The organism is Anaerotignum lactatifermentans DSM 14214 (assembly GCF_900142265.1).
Lineage (GTDB): Bacteria > Bacillota > Clostridia > Lachnospirales > Anaerotignaceae > Anaerotignum > Anaerotignum lactatifermentans.
This window is the reverse complement of the sequence record NZ_FRAH01000077.1, coordinates 1-15,005: the sequence shown is the minus strand read 5'-3', so window position 1 is coordinate 15,005 and position 15,005 is coordinate 1. Positions and strand designations below refer to the sequence as shown.

Annotated in this window: 11 protein-coding genes, 1 pseudogene, 1 riboswitch and 1 other annotated feature; of the genes and pseudogenes, 5 read left to right on the top strand and 7 right to left on the bottom strand. The window is 44.2% G+C overall.

Going from position 1 to position 15,005, the window contains the following annotated elements:
* The 3 genes and pseudogenes from BUB35_RS20160 to BUB35_RS15395 form a co-directional block, all read right to left on the bottom strand.
* Positions 1-135: pseudogene (locus BUB35_RS20160) on the bottom strand (IS256 family transposase); the annotation flags it as partial.
* A 169-nt stretch (positions 136-304) separates the two neighbouring features.
* Complete coding sequence (locus BUB35_RS15400) at positions 305-1,009, bottom strand: B3/B4 domain-containing protein (protein ID WP_072853183.1); 705 nt, start codon at positions 1,007-1,009, stop codon at positions 305-307.
* 22 nt (positions 1,010-1,031) lie between these two features.
* On the bottom strand, positions 1,032-1,853 hold the full coding sequence (locus tag BUB35_RS15395; RefSeq protein ID WP_072853181.1) for a MerR family transcriptional regulator: 822 nt from the start codon (positions 1,851-1,853) through the stop codon (positions 1,032-1,034).
* A 330-nt stretch (positions 1,854-2,183) separates the two neighbouring features.
* Positions 2,184-2,289: riboswitch (TPP riboswitch) on the top strand.
* 162 nt (positions 2,290-2,451) lie between these two features.
* On the opposite strand from BUB35_RS15395, the gene BUB35_RS15390 reads away from it, so the two are divergent.
* The gene (locus BUB35_RS15390) at positions 2,452-2,634 is read left to right on the top strand and encodes a hypothetical protein (RefSeq protein ID WP_072853179.1); all 183 of its coding nucleotides are present in this window, start codon (positions 2,452-2,454) and stop codon (positions 2,632-2,634) included.
* A gap of 51 nt (positions 2,635-2,685) precedes the next feature.
* Positions 2,686-3,990 (top strand): phosphomethylpyrimidine synthase ThiC, encoded by a 1,305-nt coding sequence (thiC, locus tag BUB35_RS15385; RefSeq protein ID WP_072853177.1) that lies wholly within the window; start codon positions 2,686-2,688, stop codon positions 3,988-3,990.
* 160 nt (positions 3,991-4,150) lie between these two features.
* Here the strand turns inward: thiC and BUB35_RS15380 are convergent, their stop codons facing one another.
* Both BUB35_RS15380 and BUB35_RS15375 read right to left on the bottom strand, forming a co-directional pair.
* The gene (locus tag BUB35_RS15380; RefSeq protein WP_072853175.1) at positions 4,151-5,434 is read right to left on the bottom strand and encodes a methionine gamma-lyase family protein; all 1,284 of its coding nucleotides are present in this window, start codon (positions 5,432-5,434) and stop codon (positions 4,151-4,153) included.
* 6 nt (positions 5,435-5,440) lie between these two features.
* Complete coding sequence (locus BUB35_RS15375) at positions 5,441-7,594, bottom strand: DNA topoisomerase III (RefSeq protein WP_072853173.1); 2,154 nt, start codon at positions 7,592-7,594, stop codon at positions 5,441-5,443.
* A gap of 171 nt (positions 7,595-7,765) precedes the next feature.
* Between BUB35_RS15375 and BUB35_RS15370 the strand changes: the two genes are divergently transcribed.
* On the top strand, positions 7,766-8,647 hold the full coding sequence (locus tag BUB35_RS15370; RefSeq protein WP_072853171.1) for a DegV family protein: 882 nt from the start codon (positions 7,766-7,768) through the stop codon (positions 8,645-8,647).
* 287 nt (positions 8,648-8,934) lie between these two features.
* On the opposite strand, the gene pheT is transcribed toward BUB35_RS15370, so the two are convergent.
* Both pheT and BUB35_RS15360 read right to left on the bottom strand, forming a co-directional pair.
* Entirely contained in the window at positions 8,935-11,334 is a 2,400-nt protein-coding gene (gene pheT, locus BUB35_RS15365) for a phenylalanine--tRNA ligase subunit beta (protein ID WP_072853169.1), read from the bottom strand.
* Positions 11,335-11,375: 41 nt separating this feature from the next.
* Positions 11,376-12,395 carry a phenylalanine--tRNA ligase subunit alpha gene (locus BUB35_RS15360; protein ID WP_072853167.1) on the bottom strand — a complete coding sequence of 340 codons (1,020 nt, stop codon included), beginning with the start codon at positions 12,393-12,395 and terminating at the stop codon, positions 11,376-11,378.
* 72 nt (positions 12,396-12,467) lie between these two features.
* Positions 12,468-12,692: a binding site (T-box leader), on the bottom strand.
* A 335-nt stretch (positions 12,693-13,027) separates the two neighbouring features.
* On the opposite strand from BUB35_RS15360, the gene BUB35_RS15355 reads away from it, so the two are divergent.
* Together BUB35_RS15355 and BUB35_RS15350 are read left to right on the top strand one after the other, a co-directional pair.
* On the top strand, positions 13,028-14,644 hold the full coding sequence (locus BUB35_RS15355) for a DEAD/DEAH box helicase (protein WP_022364462.1): 1,617 nt from the start codon (positions 13,028-13,030) through the stop codon (positions 14,642-14,644).
* Between the two features lie 119 nt (positions 14,645-14,763).
* Positions 14,764-15,005, top strand: a 242-nt coding sequence (locus BUB35_RS15350) for a transposase (protein WP_072853155.1), incomplete at its 3' end; no start/stop codon positions are given.

Below are 15,005 nucleotides of genomic sequence, written 5' to 3'. Positions count from 1 at the left end.
GTCCATTTCGGCTTCCATCATTTCTTTGATGGTTCCACCAAGAAGATCCTTTAGAGCTTCCTGAATATCCTCAGCTGTCTGAATATCGTATTCTTCCATGAGCTGATGAATAATGTTTCGTTTTCCCTCTGTCATTTGTACCCGATGTATGGGTTTCTTCTGTTTTGCCATAATAAAAGGTCCTCCTATGATTTAAATTTTACCATAGAAGAACCTCTTCAATTACATATTTACAGAAAAAGTTTCACACTGCCTAAAAAAGCATCAGGATAACCTGATGCTTTTTTCATGCAATTCCAACTATTTATTCCCAAACCATTTCTGGATGTTCCGCATCCAAAAATCCTACCAATGTTTCACAGCCAAATACGTCTTTCAATTTCTGTTCCAGTTCATCCCGCGCTGCCAAAACTTCTGCTTTATTGAAGTCTGTAAAACCGTCAATGGGGAAAAATACATAGGATGTTTCCGGTTCAATTTCCCCGTGTTGGCTCTGGCGCCATGTCCAGCGACGGGTACGAATCTGGCTGCCTGCGGCGTATACCACTTCCCCATCATCCAGAATTTCTTCTTCTGTACCGCCAAAAGGCAGGAAGGCATCTCCCGCATGGGACATCCGCACACTGATGCCCTCTGTTACATCTTTCAGGTCATGGGCACCCATGGGCAGTGTATATTTCAGAGAAACAGCGTTACCCAAATCCACCACAGGATTGATATGCGGCATACCTTTCCCTTTGGCAATGCGCGTAAACAATGCCTCGATGGAACACATGTATTTATTAGGGTTGATGCCAAGGGCACGGAATGCTTCCCGATAAGGCAGAATCGCCGCTTCTTCTTTTACTTTTTTGCCTTCAAAACGCTGTGCCGCTGTTTGTATCCCTTCTTCCAGCCAATCATAAATCTGGGGATAATCTTTTGTATTATCAATTCCTTTTGCAACCACTACGCCAAAACAAGCGTTAGGCAACTTTTCAAAAATTTCCTGTTCTACTTTAAAATGCATATTTCATTCCTCCTTTGTATCTTCATGTGACAGGAATGCTGATTTCCGTCACAAATTTTTCCGTATCATTGGTAAGACCATAATCAATCATGGTAATTTCTCTGGAAAATCCATTGACTGTCAGTTTGTGTTCTTCCACGTAATCCATAAGTTTCCCATACTGTTCCGCCGCTTCCATATGACCGCCGTGAAAGCGAATGGAAACGCATAACATTTCCGGCAGCACATCTGTATCCCCACTGAATGTATCTTCTTCATCCAGCATGAGAAACACCCCGTCATACTGCCCAAAATTTCTGTCAATGAGATGCTCTTTGGAAATGCCCACGCCTACTTTTCCCAGAAAAATCAACGCTTCTGCCTGTTGCTGTTCCAGTTTTTTCAAGGGTTCTTCAATATCCAATACTTCCTGAATCTTCAAAGAATCCTTCACCCACACAATACGACAGGCTTTTTTCTGCACCAGTTTCACAACATCAAATACAGACTCTTTTGCATCTGCAATCTGGCGCAGACGATTATCAATTTTTTGCTCAATACATTTCAATCGTTTCTGTTTTTCTATGACTGCTTGCTTTTGCAGCAGCAATTTTTCCTCCATTCGTTCCACATCCCGATTTTCCATAAAATCCGAGATTTCCTGCAACGGCATGTCCAATGCCCGCAGATAACGAATGGTATTGAGCACTTCAAATTGTCTGGTGCTGTAATAGCGATACCCACTTTCCGGGTCAATATATTCCGGCGTCAAAAGTCCAATGGCTTCGTAGTGGCGCAGACTGCTGACGCTGAGATGAAACATCTTTCCTATGGTTCCAATGGAAAACAGCCCTGCCCTGTCCATGATGCCACCCTCCTTTTGATATAGGTAATCTTATGATAAACTCTACAATAGATATAGAGTCAAGCATTCTCATGATTTTCTCATTTATCATTCATAAAACGTTTTTGAAAGATTTTCAAAACCCATGTATTTTTATCCATACAAAAGGTATTATACCATATTTTTTTCAAATATTGGTATTTTTTCACCAGAAACCGAATGGAAAACTGCTGTCTTTTCCATGGAAAAAGAAACTCCTTCCAGAAAAATATACATTTTTTGGAAAAAATATTTGGAGAACAGTAACATTGACAGAAAAAATAAATCATCCTATACTTTGATTGGAACTGAATATGTATGCAGGGGAGCTTGAAAACAGGCTGAGAGGAAGGTGTTGCCTTCGACCCTTGAACCTGATTTGGATAATGCCAACGTAGGAAAGAAAAGATACTTATGGGAGATACCGAATGAGGTATTTCCCTTTTTTATTTGTAAAAAAATTGATATTCATCACGGAAGTTCGTTTCAGGTCTTTGCCTGAAACCTTCAAGCGGTATATTGGGGGCACCACCTTATACCGCTATAGAAAACAACGCTGTAACGAAAGGAGAAATGAAACATGAACACAGCATTGACCACTGCAAAAATCATTTGCAATGGAGGCGCCGGAATCCATACATATTTGTCACGGAATTTGCTCTTTATGGACAAACTTTCCGCTGTATGCCGCCGGCACAGCCACCATCCCAAACCAGCAGAAACTTATGATTTTTATGGGCATCCACCAAGATCTGTTTTTTAAACAAAGCATTAGTCACAAAATCAATTATCTGCTGAAAGGAAGGAACATATTATGAGAAACTACACAACACAAATGGAAGCTGCAAGAAAAGGCATCATCACACCAGAAATGAAGGCTGTTGCCGCAAAGGAATACCGCACCGAAGAAGAAATCAGAGAGCTGGTTGCAAAAGGTCAGGTTGTTATCTGTGCCAATAAACTCCATACATGCATCGACCCCAACGGCGTTGGCTCCATGCTGCGGACAAAAATCAATGTCAATCTGGGTGTATCCAGAGACTGCAAAGACTACGACATTGAAATGCAGAAAGTTATGGCTGCCGTAAATATGGGCGCAGAAGCCATTATGGATTTATCTTCCCATGGCAACACACAGCCCTTCCGCAGAAAACTCACCAGCGAATGCCCTGCCATGATCGGCACCGTTCCTGTGTATGACAGTGTCATCCATTATCAGAGAGATCTGGCTACTCTCACTGCAAAAGATTTTATTGATGTAATCCGCCTCCATGCAGAAGACGGCGTAGACTTTGTCACCCTCCACTGCGGCATTACCCGGAAAACCATTGAGCAAATCAAAAAGCATAAAAGAAAAATGAATATTGTTTCCCGTGGCGGTTCTCTTGTTTTTGCTTGGATGAGCATGACCGGCGAAGAAAACCCCTTCTATGAATACTTCGATGAAATTTTGGAAATCTGTCGGGAATATGATGTTACCATTTCCCTTGGCGATGCCTGCCGTCCCGGCTGTCTGGCAGATGGCAGTGATGTATGTCAGATTGAAGAACTGGTCCGTCTGGGTGAACTGACCAAACGTGCTTGGGAAAAAGATGTTCAGGTTATGGTAGAAGGTCCCGGACATATGCCTATGGATCAGATTGCTGCCAACATGAAAATCCAGCAGACCATCTGCATGGGTGCACCTTTCTATGTGCTTGGCCCCATCGTCACAGACATCGCGCCCGGTTATGACCATATTACTGCTGCCATCGGCGGTGCCATCGCAGCCGCTTCCGGCGCAGCATTCCTGTGCTATGTAACCCCCGCGGAACATCTTGCACTGCCAAACGTAGACGACGTCAAACAGGGCATCATCGCTTCCCGCATCGCTGCTCATGCCGCAGATATTGCGAAAAAGGTTCCACATGCACGTGATTTGGATGATGCCATGGGTGACGCAAGAAGAACTTTCGACTGGGAAAAACAGTGGGAATGCTCCATTGATCCAGAAACAGCAAAACAAATCCGCAATGACCGTGCACCGGAACACGAAGATTCCTGTTCTATGTGCGGGAAATTCTGTGCTGTCAGAAGCATGAATAAGGCATTGAATGGGGAATATATTGATATTCTGTAAAATATACAAAAACAGCATCGGAAAAGTAACTTCCCCTTAAGAAAACATAACAAATAAAATCTTAATAAAATAAGAAATCCAAAATCCTTTGTCATGATAAGGATTTTGGATTTCTTTGTTTTCTTATGAAGATGCCTCTAAATCCGATGCTGTTTCTTTTTTACACTTCTTTCAGTTCTACCAGACCCTGTTCATACATCCGCTGGAGAGATTTCAAAATCCCCACTTTTGCATGATACCAAGTCAAACCGCCCTGGAAATATACGGAGTAAGGCGCGCGCAGAGGACCATCGGCACTTAATTCGATGGAAGAACCCTGTACGAAAGCACCTGCTGCCATGATAACATCGCAGTTATAACCAGGCATTGCGTAAGGTTCGGGGCGTACATAGCTATCAACAGGTGCAGCTGCCTGAATGCCTTCACAGAAAGCAATGAGTCTTTCCGGTGTACCCAGTTCCACTGCCTGAATGATGTCATGACGGCTTTCTGTGCTGTTCGGAATGACTTTAAAGCCCAGTTTTTCATAAATATTTGCCGCAAAGATAGCACCTTTCAGGGCACCAGCCGCAACAGTAGGTGCCAGGAAAAATCCCTGATAGAAGGAACGCATAACATCCAAGCTTGCACCTACTTCCTGACCCAGACCAGGAGCAGTCAGACGATAAGCACAACGGTCGATACATGCTTTTTTGCCGCAAATATATCCGCCGATAGGAGCCAGACCGCCGCCGGCATTTTTAATCAAAGAGCCAACAACCATATCTGCGCCTACATCGGAAGGTTCTCTTGTTTCAACAAATTCGCCGTAGCAGTTGTCTACCATACAGATTACATCAGGTTTTACACTTTTTACAAAAGCGATCAGTTCGCCGATTCGTTCCACAGAAAGTGTGGGACGCATTTTATAGCCTTTGGAACGCTGGATGGTCACCAGTTTTGTTTTTTCGTTGATGGCTTTGCGGATATTTTCGTAGTCAAAAGAGCCATCTTCCAGCAGATCTACTTCTCTGTAGGAAACGCCAAATTCTGCCAGAGAACAAGGAGATTCCCGCAGACCAATGACTTCTTCCAATGTGTCATAAGGTCTTCCTACAGGAGAAAGCAGTTCATCTCCGGGCAACAGGTTTGCAGAAAGGGCAATTGCCAGCGCATGGGTACCGCATGTAATCTGTGGACGAACCAATGCTGCTTCTGTATGGAATGCGGCAGCATACACTTCTTCCAACACTTCACGGCCTTGGTCGTTATAGCCATAGCCAGTGGAACCAGCAAAGCATTCTGCACTAACACGATGTTTCTGCATAGCTGCCAGTACCTTTGCCTGATTATATTCCGCTACGACGTCAATGGCTTCAAAGCGTTCTTTCAAATCTTTCAAAACCTTTTCACCAAAGGCTTCTACTTCTGGGGAAATCCCCAGCATACCATAAATCTGTTCCATTTTTATTTACTCCTTTATACTTCTCGTTACATTCATCAATTCCACCCGTCCGCTATGGTCGGGAGATAATATCAAATCTGCTGTGCCTCTTTCTCCTGTCTGAGGCAGTACAACGGGAATCTTCTCCAATTTTTCGCCCTTCAGCAACCGTTTCACTTTGGGTGCATCCAGTAAGATGCCATAAGGCTCCGTACTGTCTTTCCATAAAGAAAACTTACAGCCGTTTTTCCATTCCGTGCAATAATAGGAACGACTGTTTTCCAAAATCTTACCTTTCCCGCAAAGAGGACATTTTCCAAGTCCCTGTACACGGCTTCTTTTTCCTCTGGGACGTTCCGCTTCAAAAACAACATCCTTTTTATGCTGCGCCGCGTCGTCTACTAAAAACCGCACATACCGCCGAATGCTTTCCAGAAAGCGTTCTTCTGTCATTTTTCCTTTTGCAATGGAAGAAAGACCCTTTTCCCATTTTCCTGTGGTCTGGGGAGAACGCAGTTCTTCCGGTACAACGGCAATGAGTTTCTGTCCTTTTTCCGTGGGAACCAGCGTCTTTCCTTTTCGCATGATATAGCCCACCGAAAGGAGCCGTTCAATGATGGCAGCTCTTGTGGCTGGAGTGCCCAAACCACTGTCCTTCATCTGTTCTTTCAGTTCTTCATCCTCCACAAAACGTCCAGCGTTTTCCATGGCGGACAACAACGTACTTTCTGTATAGGGTGGTGGCGCTTTGGTTTTCTTATCCAGCACTTTTGTGCGCTTTGCAACTACAGGCTGCTGTTCCGTCAATGGCGGCAGCTGCTGTTCTTCTTCTTTTTCTGTCTTGTTTTTGCGGGTTTCCGGCAGCAATGCTTTTTCTACAGCTTGCCATCCTTCCTGCAAAACGGTCTTACCTTTCGATAAAAAGGTATCTAGCCCCACTTTGGTATAAACCTTTGTGGATTCGTATACATAAGCTGGATAGAAAACCGCCAGAAATCTGGCAGCCACCAGGGAAAACACCTTGTTTTCCTCCGGTGTCAGATGGTCTGTCCGCAAACGGGTATCCGTAGGGATGATGGCATGATGGTCTGTGACTTTGCTGTTGTCAATAATGCGTTTTGACAATGGCAATTTTTCCTTTGCCAGAACTTCTGCCGCATAGGGAGAAAATTCCTGCACATCTTTCAAACGACCTAATGTCTGTTTGATTTTATCCACCATATCATCACTGAGATAACGGCTGTCCGTACGAGGATAGGTGATCATTTTTCGCTTTTCGTATAAGGACTGGGCAATATCCAGTGTCTTTTTTGCGGAAAATCCGAATTTCCGGTTGCATTCCCGCTGCAGCTCTGTCAAGTCATACAGCAGCGGCGGCAATTGGCGTTTTTCCTCTTTGACGATTTGAGAAACAATTCCGCGTTGTCCCTTCACTCTTGCCGCAATCTGTTCTGCTTTTTCCCGCAGATCCAGACGGGTATTTTCTTTTTCGTCGATCCAAAAACCGGTATACTGTTCAAAATCCGCCTGCACCTCAAAATAATCCTGCGGCACAAAGGCATCAATTTCTTTTTGTTTTTCTACAATCAGCGCCAGTGTTGGCGTCTGTACTCTTCCGATACTAAGCAACGCTCCATACCGAATGGTGTAAGCGCGGGAAGCATTCATTCCTACCAGCCAGTCCGCTTCTGCGCGGCATCTGGCAGAATGATACAGCAGATCATAATGACTGCCGTCCTGCAAATGAGCAAATCCCTCCCGGATGGCTGTTTCCGTCATGCTGGAAATCCATAGCCTCCGAAAAGGTTTCCGGCATTGGGTGATTTCATATATATACCGAAATATCAACTCTCCTTCCCGCCCACTATCCGTGGCGCAGATGATTTCGTCAATCTCCCGGCTGTGCATGAGTTTATGCAGCACCTTCAATTGACTGCGTGTTTTTTTAATGGCTTCCAGTTTCATAGAATCAGGAAGAATGGGAAGTGTTTCAAAATTCCATTTTTTATACTTCACGTCGTAAGCTTCCGGCTCCGCTAAGGTTACCAGATGCCCAATTGCCCAGGAAACCACATAGTTTTCCCCAGTGAGATATCCTTCATTTTTTCCAGACACCCCAAGGGTTTTGGCAATATCCCTTGCCACAGAAGGTTTTTCGGCAATGACCAGTGTTTTTCCCATGTTCTTCCTCCTTTCTGCCACATTATTTCAGTATAGCATTCTGTATACGAAAAATCAAACAAAATCCACGGTTTTCCCCTTTTTTCAGTACTTGCGCCCTTTTCGTTGACAAACAAGGCACCTTTGCCTTACAATGGAGAAACACTAAGAAAACAAGTATGGAGGATTATTATGAGACCATATCAGATTATATCAGACAGTTCCTGCGACATTCCCGCAGACTTGCTGCCCAAATTAAACATTGGCATTGTGCCTTACTACGCAACTTTTGACACCATCAACTATCATAAAGAACTGCTGGATCTGACACCGGAAGAATTTTATGACAAAGTAAAGGAAGCAAAGGTTTTCCCAAAAACCTCCCTGCCTCCCATTCAGGATTATATTGATGTATTTGAACCTTATCTGAAAGAAGGCAAAGACATTGTCTGCATGTGTCTGACCGCAAAATTCAGCGGCTCTTTCCAGAGTGCCAACAACGCAAAGCAGATTCTGCTGGAAACCTATCCTGACAGCCGCATTGAAGTGGTAGACACTATCAGCGTTACCGGTACACAAGGCATGCTGGTTTATGAAGCCTGCCGCATGCGTGACGCTGGATATGATCTGGATAAGCTGCTGGAAACACTGGAAATTCAGAAACAGACCACAAAAATCAACTTTACCGTTGATTCTCTGGACTTCCTGCAGCATGGCGGACGTGTAGGCAAAGCTGCGGCTTTTGCCGGTGCCATTTTGAACATCAAGCCCATCATCGTTATGAAAGAAGGCGAACTGTTCCCAGAAAGCAAAGTTCGCGGGCACAAAAAAGCTTTGAAAACCATCTTTGATATGACCGTAAAAGAAATCGGTGACCAGAAGGATAAATATACCCTTTGCGTCATCCGTGCCGAAAAAGAACGTCAGGCTGTGGCGGAGGATCTTATTGCACAGCTGAAAGCAGAAGGATTTTATGTTATGGACACCCCATGGCCTGTTGGTATCACCATCGGTACCCATTGCGGCCCCACAGCTGTAGGGATTTGTTATATCAAACAGTATGAAAAACTGTAATCTTATTTAAAATCAAAACAAAAACTCCGAATATTCCAGCAAAGGAACTTCGGAGTTTTCTTTTTTGCAAAAAACAGGCGACTTTAGGGGCATCTTCATAAGAAAACAAAGAAAGCCAAAATCCTTATCGTAACAAAGGATTTTGGCTTTCTTATTTTATTAAGTTTATTTGTTATGTTTTCTTCTAAAGACAGCCGTCGCAATTCCCCTTAAGAAATCAAGGAAAAATCAATGTTTTCTTAAGGGAAAGTTGCTTTCTCAAGCCGCTTATTTTACTTCGTTTTTTCTTATTTATCTCTCAGCTGTGCGCCCAGTTCTTTTGCCAGACCATCCAGAATTGCCTGCATGCTGTCAGCAACGTCAGCGTCAGCCAATGTACGTTCTGCGCTACGGAAAGAAATAGAGTAAGCTACAGATTTGTAACCTTTTTCAATCTGTTCACCCTGATATACGTCAAACAGTTTGACTTCTTCCAGATATTCGCCGCCGTTTTTGCGGATTTCATCTGCAATCTGTTTTACTGTTACGTCTTCTTTCACCAGCATTGCAATATCTCTGGTGATTGCAGGATATTTGGGCAGAGGTTTATAAACATTTACCATGTTGGAAGCTTTGATCAGTTCTTCCATATTCAGCACTGCCAGATATACTTTTGTACCGATGTTGTAGTTCTTTGCAACAGTGGGATGCAGTTCACCAACATAACCCACATTCACGCCATCAATGACTACAGCAGCAGTTCTGCCGGGATGCATCCAAGGCAGTTCTGTTTCTACAGTATATTCTGCTCTGTCGCCAATACCCAGTACGACCATCAGATGTTCTACAACACCTTTGATGTCATAGAAATCCATTTTACCGTACATACCAACTGTCAGTGTAGGGATTTCGTCAGGCAGTTCTGTTACAGGAACAGCTTTGGGCAGATATACTCTTGCAACTTCGAAGATACCAGCGCTTTCATTTCTTCTGTTGTAGTTTGTAGACAGAGAGTTCAGGATACCGTTAATGGAAACAGTACGCATTACGCTGAAGTCTTCACCCAGAGGGTTGGAGATGGTAACTGTCTGACGCAGTTTGCTGTCTGCGGGAATCAGCAGTTTATCGAATACCTTAGGGCTTTCGAAGCTGTATGTCATACCTTCACACAGACCTTCTGCAACTATAGTTTCTTTTACCAGTGTTGTGATATTCTGTGCATAAGTCTTTTTGCCTACGGTAGGTGTACCGGAAGCCAGTGTGGGTTCGATCTTGTCATAGCCATAGAAACGTGCTACTTCTTCTGCCAGGTCAGCCTGTGCTTCCAGGTCAGGGCGGAATGTAGGAACAGTTACTTTATGGTTTACAGGGTCTACTTTCAGTTCGATACGTTCGAAAATCTGCTGCATTTCTTCTTCGGAAATGTCTGTGCCCAGGAATTTGTTGATCCATTCAGGAGAGTAAGACAGTTCCCATGTTTCTCTCTTATTGGGATAGCAGTCTACAACGCCGGGAACAACTTCGCCGCAGCCCAGCATTTCAACCAGCTGTGCAGCTCTGTTAACAGCATCCATAGCCAGGTTGGGATCCAGACCTTTTTCGAATTTGCTGGAAGCGTCTGTACGCAAACCAACTTTCTTTGCTGTGATACGAATGTTAGGACCATCGAAAACAGCGGATTCGAACAGAACAGCTTCTGCGTTTTCACTGATCTTGGAGTTTTCACCACCCATTACACCTGCGATTGCAACTGCTTTTTCAGGGTCGGAGATTACCAGCATGGAAGGATCCAGCTGACGTTCTACGCCGTCCAGTGTTGTGATTTTTTCGCCTTCGTTTGCGTTTCTTACGATAATATGTCTGTCTTTGATAGTATCAACGTCGAAAGCGTGCATAGGCTGACCCATTTCCAACATAACGTAGTTGGTGATATCTACGATGTTGTTGATAGGACGAACCCCTGCGGCACGCAGTCTTTTACGCATCCAACGAGGAGAAGGAGCGATTTTTACATTTTTGATAGCTCTTGCTACATAACGAGGGCACAGTGTAGGATTTTTGATTTCTACGGAAATCAGATCTGCTGTTTTGCCTTCGCCTTCTTCTTTTACTGTAATTTCAGGAGGGCAATAAGGGATTTTGTATGTTGCAGCCGCTTCTCTGGCAATACCCAGAATGCTGAAGCAGTCAGGACGGTTGGAAGTGATTTCGTATTCTACAACATCATCTTTCAGATCCAGAACATCTGCAACATCTTTGCCCAGTTCTACAGGTTCAGGGAAAATATAAATGCCGTATTCAGGCGCTTCGGGGAAATCGTGTCTGTCGAAGCCCAGTTCTTCAATGGAGCAAAGCATACCTTCGGAAGCAATGCCTCTCAGGTCGCCTGTATGAATTTCTTTGCCGCCTGCAATAACGGAATTATCCAGTGCAACAGGAACATAGTCACCAACTCTTACGTTAGGTGCGCCGGTAACGATTGTCAGATCTTTGCCAGTGCCCACATCAATGGTGCAAACCACCAATTTATCTGCGTGGGGGTGTTTTTCAATGGCTTTGATATGACCTGTAACAATGTTTTTCAGTTCTCCTGCCATAGAAGTAGCACCTTCTACTTTAGAACCGCTCATTGTCATATCTTCCATAAAATCTTTCAACGGTGCAGTCACCGCTGCATATTCTTTTAACCATGACATAGGTACATCCATGTTACTGATTCTCCTTTCAAATGCAAATACTCAAAAATCTATTAGAACTGTTTCAGGAATTTCATATCGTTTTCGAACAGCAGACGCAGGTCTGTGATGCCGTAACGCTGCATTGCAACACGTTCCAGACCCATACCAAATGCGAAACCGCTGTATTCGTCGGGATCGATGCCGCTCATTTTCAGAACTTTGGGATGTACCATACCGCAGCCCAACAGTTCGATATAGCCTTCGCCTTTACATACGCGGCAGCCTTCACCGCCACATGCGAAGCAGGTAACGTCCATTTCTGCACTGGGTTCTGTGAAAGGGAAATGGTGAGGACGGAAACGAACTTTTGTATCTTCCCCGAACAATTCTTTCGCAAATACAACCAGCGCGCCTTTCAGATCACCCATGGTGATATTCTTATCTACAACCAGACCTTCCAGCTGATGGAATACAGGAGAATGGGTTGCGTCTACTTCGTCAGAACGGTAAACAGCACCGGGGCATACCATACGGATAGGCAGTTTGCCTTTTTCCATAGTACGAACCTGCATAGGAGATGTCTGGGTACGCAGCAGGATGTCGCCGCCGATGTAGAAAGTATCCTGTTCATCTCTTGCGGGATGGTTCTTAGGAATGTTCAGTGCTTCGAAGTTGTAGTAGTCTTTTTCTACTTCAGGACCTTCTGCTACTTCGTAGCCCATACCCATGAAGATACTGCAAATTTCATCTGTAACGATGCTCATAGGATGTTTATGACCTTCTGCTCTTGCTCTGCCGGGCATCGTAACGTCGATTTTTTCTTTTTCCAGACGATGTGCCATTTCTGCAGCTGCCAGACGTACTTTTGCTTCATCCAGCATTTTTTCCAGATTCTGACGAACATCGTTTGCCATCTGACCGATGATGGGACGTTCTTCTGCACTGAGTTTGCCCATTTCTTTCAAAATGGCTGTCAGTTCACCTTTTTTGCCAAGGTATTTTACTTTCAGATCATCAATGTCTTTCATTTCTTTTGCTTCCTGGAAAGCAGCCATGGCTTTTTCCTGAATGGCTTTTAATTTTTCCTTCATTGTCCTTTTCTCTCCTTTTTTCTATCTGATATTGATTGACGTTTCACTGCAAAAAAAATAGCCTTCAATCCCAATAGGGACGAAGACTTCCGTGGTACCACCCAAATTCCTGCTAACACAGGCACTCTGATGCGTAACGTGCATGAAACGGATTTCCCTACGCTTGCCACAGGCACTTCAGGAAATCGGCTCCGGTGGGAACTTCCGCAAACTCTCCAGACCAAAAACGCTTTCAGCCGATGACGTTTTCTCTCTGCGGCGGCGCATCTGCGTACTTTTCACCTTCATAGCCTTTCGACTATTTACAATGACCACATTATAACATACTGTAACAGAAAGTCAAGGGGGAACGCGGTTAGAAATTTTGATTACCATGCAAAAAAATACACGATTCTTTTATATTTTTATGACTTTATCACAATTTGCTCCAGCCTCCTGGATTTCGCCTTGCTTTTTGTATGCAAAACTGGTATAGTTATTGTCTGCGGTTTTTTTCCGCCCTGCGCTTTAATCGGGAAGTTTTATCATTGCCAAAGCGCTGAAATATAAGTTTTGAGTCGAAAGAAAACATCTTTCAACGGGTTCTGTGGGTTTTCTTCGGCTTTGCAAAGAAAAAAAGAAAGGAAAATCACATGGAACATTTAAGATTTGAAGACATGCAGTTATCCAAAGAAATTTACCAGGCTGTACTGGATATGGGTTTTGAAGAAGCAACTCCCATCCAGTCCCAGGCAATTCCTCTGGTAAAAGCAGGCAAAGACATCATCGGTCAGTCTCAGACAGGTACAGGCAAAACGGCCGCATTCGGCATTCCCTGTCTGGAACGCATCGACCCCGATGACCGCCGTTTGCAGGCATTAATTCTCTGCCCTACCAGAGAACTGGCGATTCAGGTCAGCGAGGAATTTCGGAAACTGCTGAAATACAAAGACAACATCCGCGTTGTGCCTATTTACGGCGGACAGCCTATTGACCGTCAGATTTTAGCACTGAAAAAAGGTGCGCAGGTTGTCATTGGTACACCCGGCCGTGTTATGGACCACATGCGCCGCCGTACACTGAAAATGGAAACCGTACAGATGATGATTCTGGACGAAGCAGACGAAATGCTGGACATGGGCTTCCGGGAGGACATCGAAACCATTCTGGTGAAAATCCCTGAAGACCACCAGACACTGCTCTTCTCCGCTACCCTTTCTCCTGAAATTCTGGACATTACCAGACGTTTCCAGAGAGACCCTGAATATGTAAAAATCGTTCGCAAAGAACTGACTGTTCCCAACATCGAACAGTATTACTTCGACGTAAAAGAAAAAACAAAACTGGAAGCCCTGACTCGTATCATCGACGTTTACATGCCTAATCTGGCTATGGTATTCTGTAACACCAAAAAACGTGTTGACGATCTGGTGGAACTGCTCCAGGGGCGTGGCTATTTTGCGGAAGGTCTCCACGGTGACCTGAAACAGGCACAACGTGACAAAGTTATGCAGAAATTCCGTAACGGCACCATCGAGATTCTGGTTGCTACAGACGTAGCAGCAAGAGGTATCGACGTAGACGATATTGACATCGTATTCAACTACGACGTTCCCCAGGATGAAGAATACTATGTGCACCGTATCGGCAGAACTGGTCGTGCCGGCAGAAGCGGCAAAGCCTTCACATTCTGCGTAGGTAAGGAAATCTACAAACTGCGTGATATTATGCGCTACACCAAAACAAAGATCATCCAGCAGAAACTGCCTACCCTCAGCGATGTGGAAGAAATGAAAACAAACATCTTCCTGGAAAAAATCAAAGAAACCATTCAGGAAGGTCATCTGGTGAAATATATCAATCTGGTGGAACGCCTTATGGAAGACGACTATGCAGCCATGGACATTGCCGCTGCCCTGCTGAAACACAATCTGGCAGATGTACGCACCGACGACATGGACATCATGGACGACATCAACTTCAACGGTACCGAAATGTACGGCGGCGAAGGTGAAAAAATGGTACGTCTGTTCATCAGTGCTGGTAAGAAAAACAAAATCCGTGCCAAAGATATTGTTGGTGCCATTGCCAACGAAGCAGGCGTTCCTGGCAAAGCACTGGGTGCCATTGACCTGTTCGACGACTACACCTTTGTGGATGTACCCAAGGAATATGTAAAAGACGTTCTTTATGGCATGAAAAACTGCAAAATCAAAAACAAACGGGTACACATCGAAATTGCCAAGAAAGAAAAAGGCAAAAAACGATAAAAACGCCAAAAAGAACATTTCCAAATGGAAATGTTCGGCAGTGTGAAACTTTTTCTGTAAATATGTAATTGAAGAGGTTCTTCTATGGTAAAATTTAAATCATAGGAGGACCTTTTATTATGGCAAAACAGAAGAAACCCATACATCGGGTACAAATGACAGAGGGAAAACGAAACATTATTCATCAGCTCATGGAAGAATACGATATTCAGACAGCTGAGGATATTCAGGAAGCTCTAAAAGACCTTCTGGGCGGAACCATCAAAGAAATGATGGAAGCAGAAATGGAGGATCATCTCGGATATGAAAAATCTGAGCGTTCTGACAATGATGATTACCGAAATGGGTATAAACGCAAACG

What these genes read in the sequence shown, in the direction of transcription:
- BUB35_RS15390 (WP_072853179.1), top strand. Translation starts at nt 2,452, where the DNA reads ATGAACACAGCATTGACCACTGCAAAAATCATTTGCAATGGAGGCGCC.
- BUB35_RS15360 (WP_072853167.1), bottom strand. Translation starts at nt 12,395, where the DNA reads ATGAAGGAAAAATTAAAAGCCATTCAGGAAAAAGCCATGGCTGCTTTC.
- BUB35_RS15375 (WP_072853173.1), bottom strand. Translation starts at nt 7,594, where the DNA reads ATGGGAAAAACACTGGTCATTGCCGAAAAACCTTCTGTGGCAAGGGAT.
- BUB35_RS15400 (WP_072853183.1), bottom strand. Translation starts at nt 1,009, where the DNA reads ATGCATTTTAAAGTAGAACAGGAAATTTTTGAAAAGTTGCCTAACGCT.
- BUB35_RS15395 (WP_072853181.1), bottom strand. Translation starts at nt 1,853, where the DNA reads ATGGACAGGGCAGGGCTGTTTTCCATTGGAACCATAGGAAAGATGTTT.
- BUB35_RS15355 (WP_022364462.1), top strand. Translation starts at nt 13,028, where the DNA reads ATGGAACATTTAAGATTTGAAGACATGCAGTTATCCAAAGAAATTTAC.
- BUB35_RS15380 (WP_072853175.1), bottom strand. Translation starts at nt 5,434, where the DNA reads ATGGAACAGATTTATGGTATGCTGGGGATTTCCCCAGAAGTAGAAGCC.
- thiC (WP_072853177.1), top strand. Translation starts at nt 2,686, where the DNA reads ATGAGAAACTACACAACACAAATGGAAGCTGCAAGAAAAGGCATCATC.
- BUB35_RS15370 (WP_072853171.1), top strand. Translation starts at nt 7,766, where the DNA reads ATGAGACCATATCAGATTATATCAGACAGTTCCTGCGACATTCCCGCA.
- pheT (WP_072853169.1), bottom strand. Translation starts at nt 11,334, where the DNA reads ATGGATGTACCTATGTCATGGTTAAAAGAATATGCAGCGGTGACTGCA.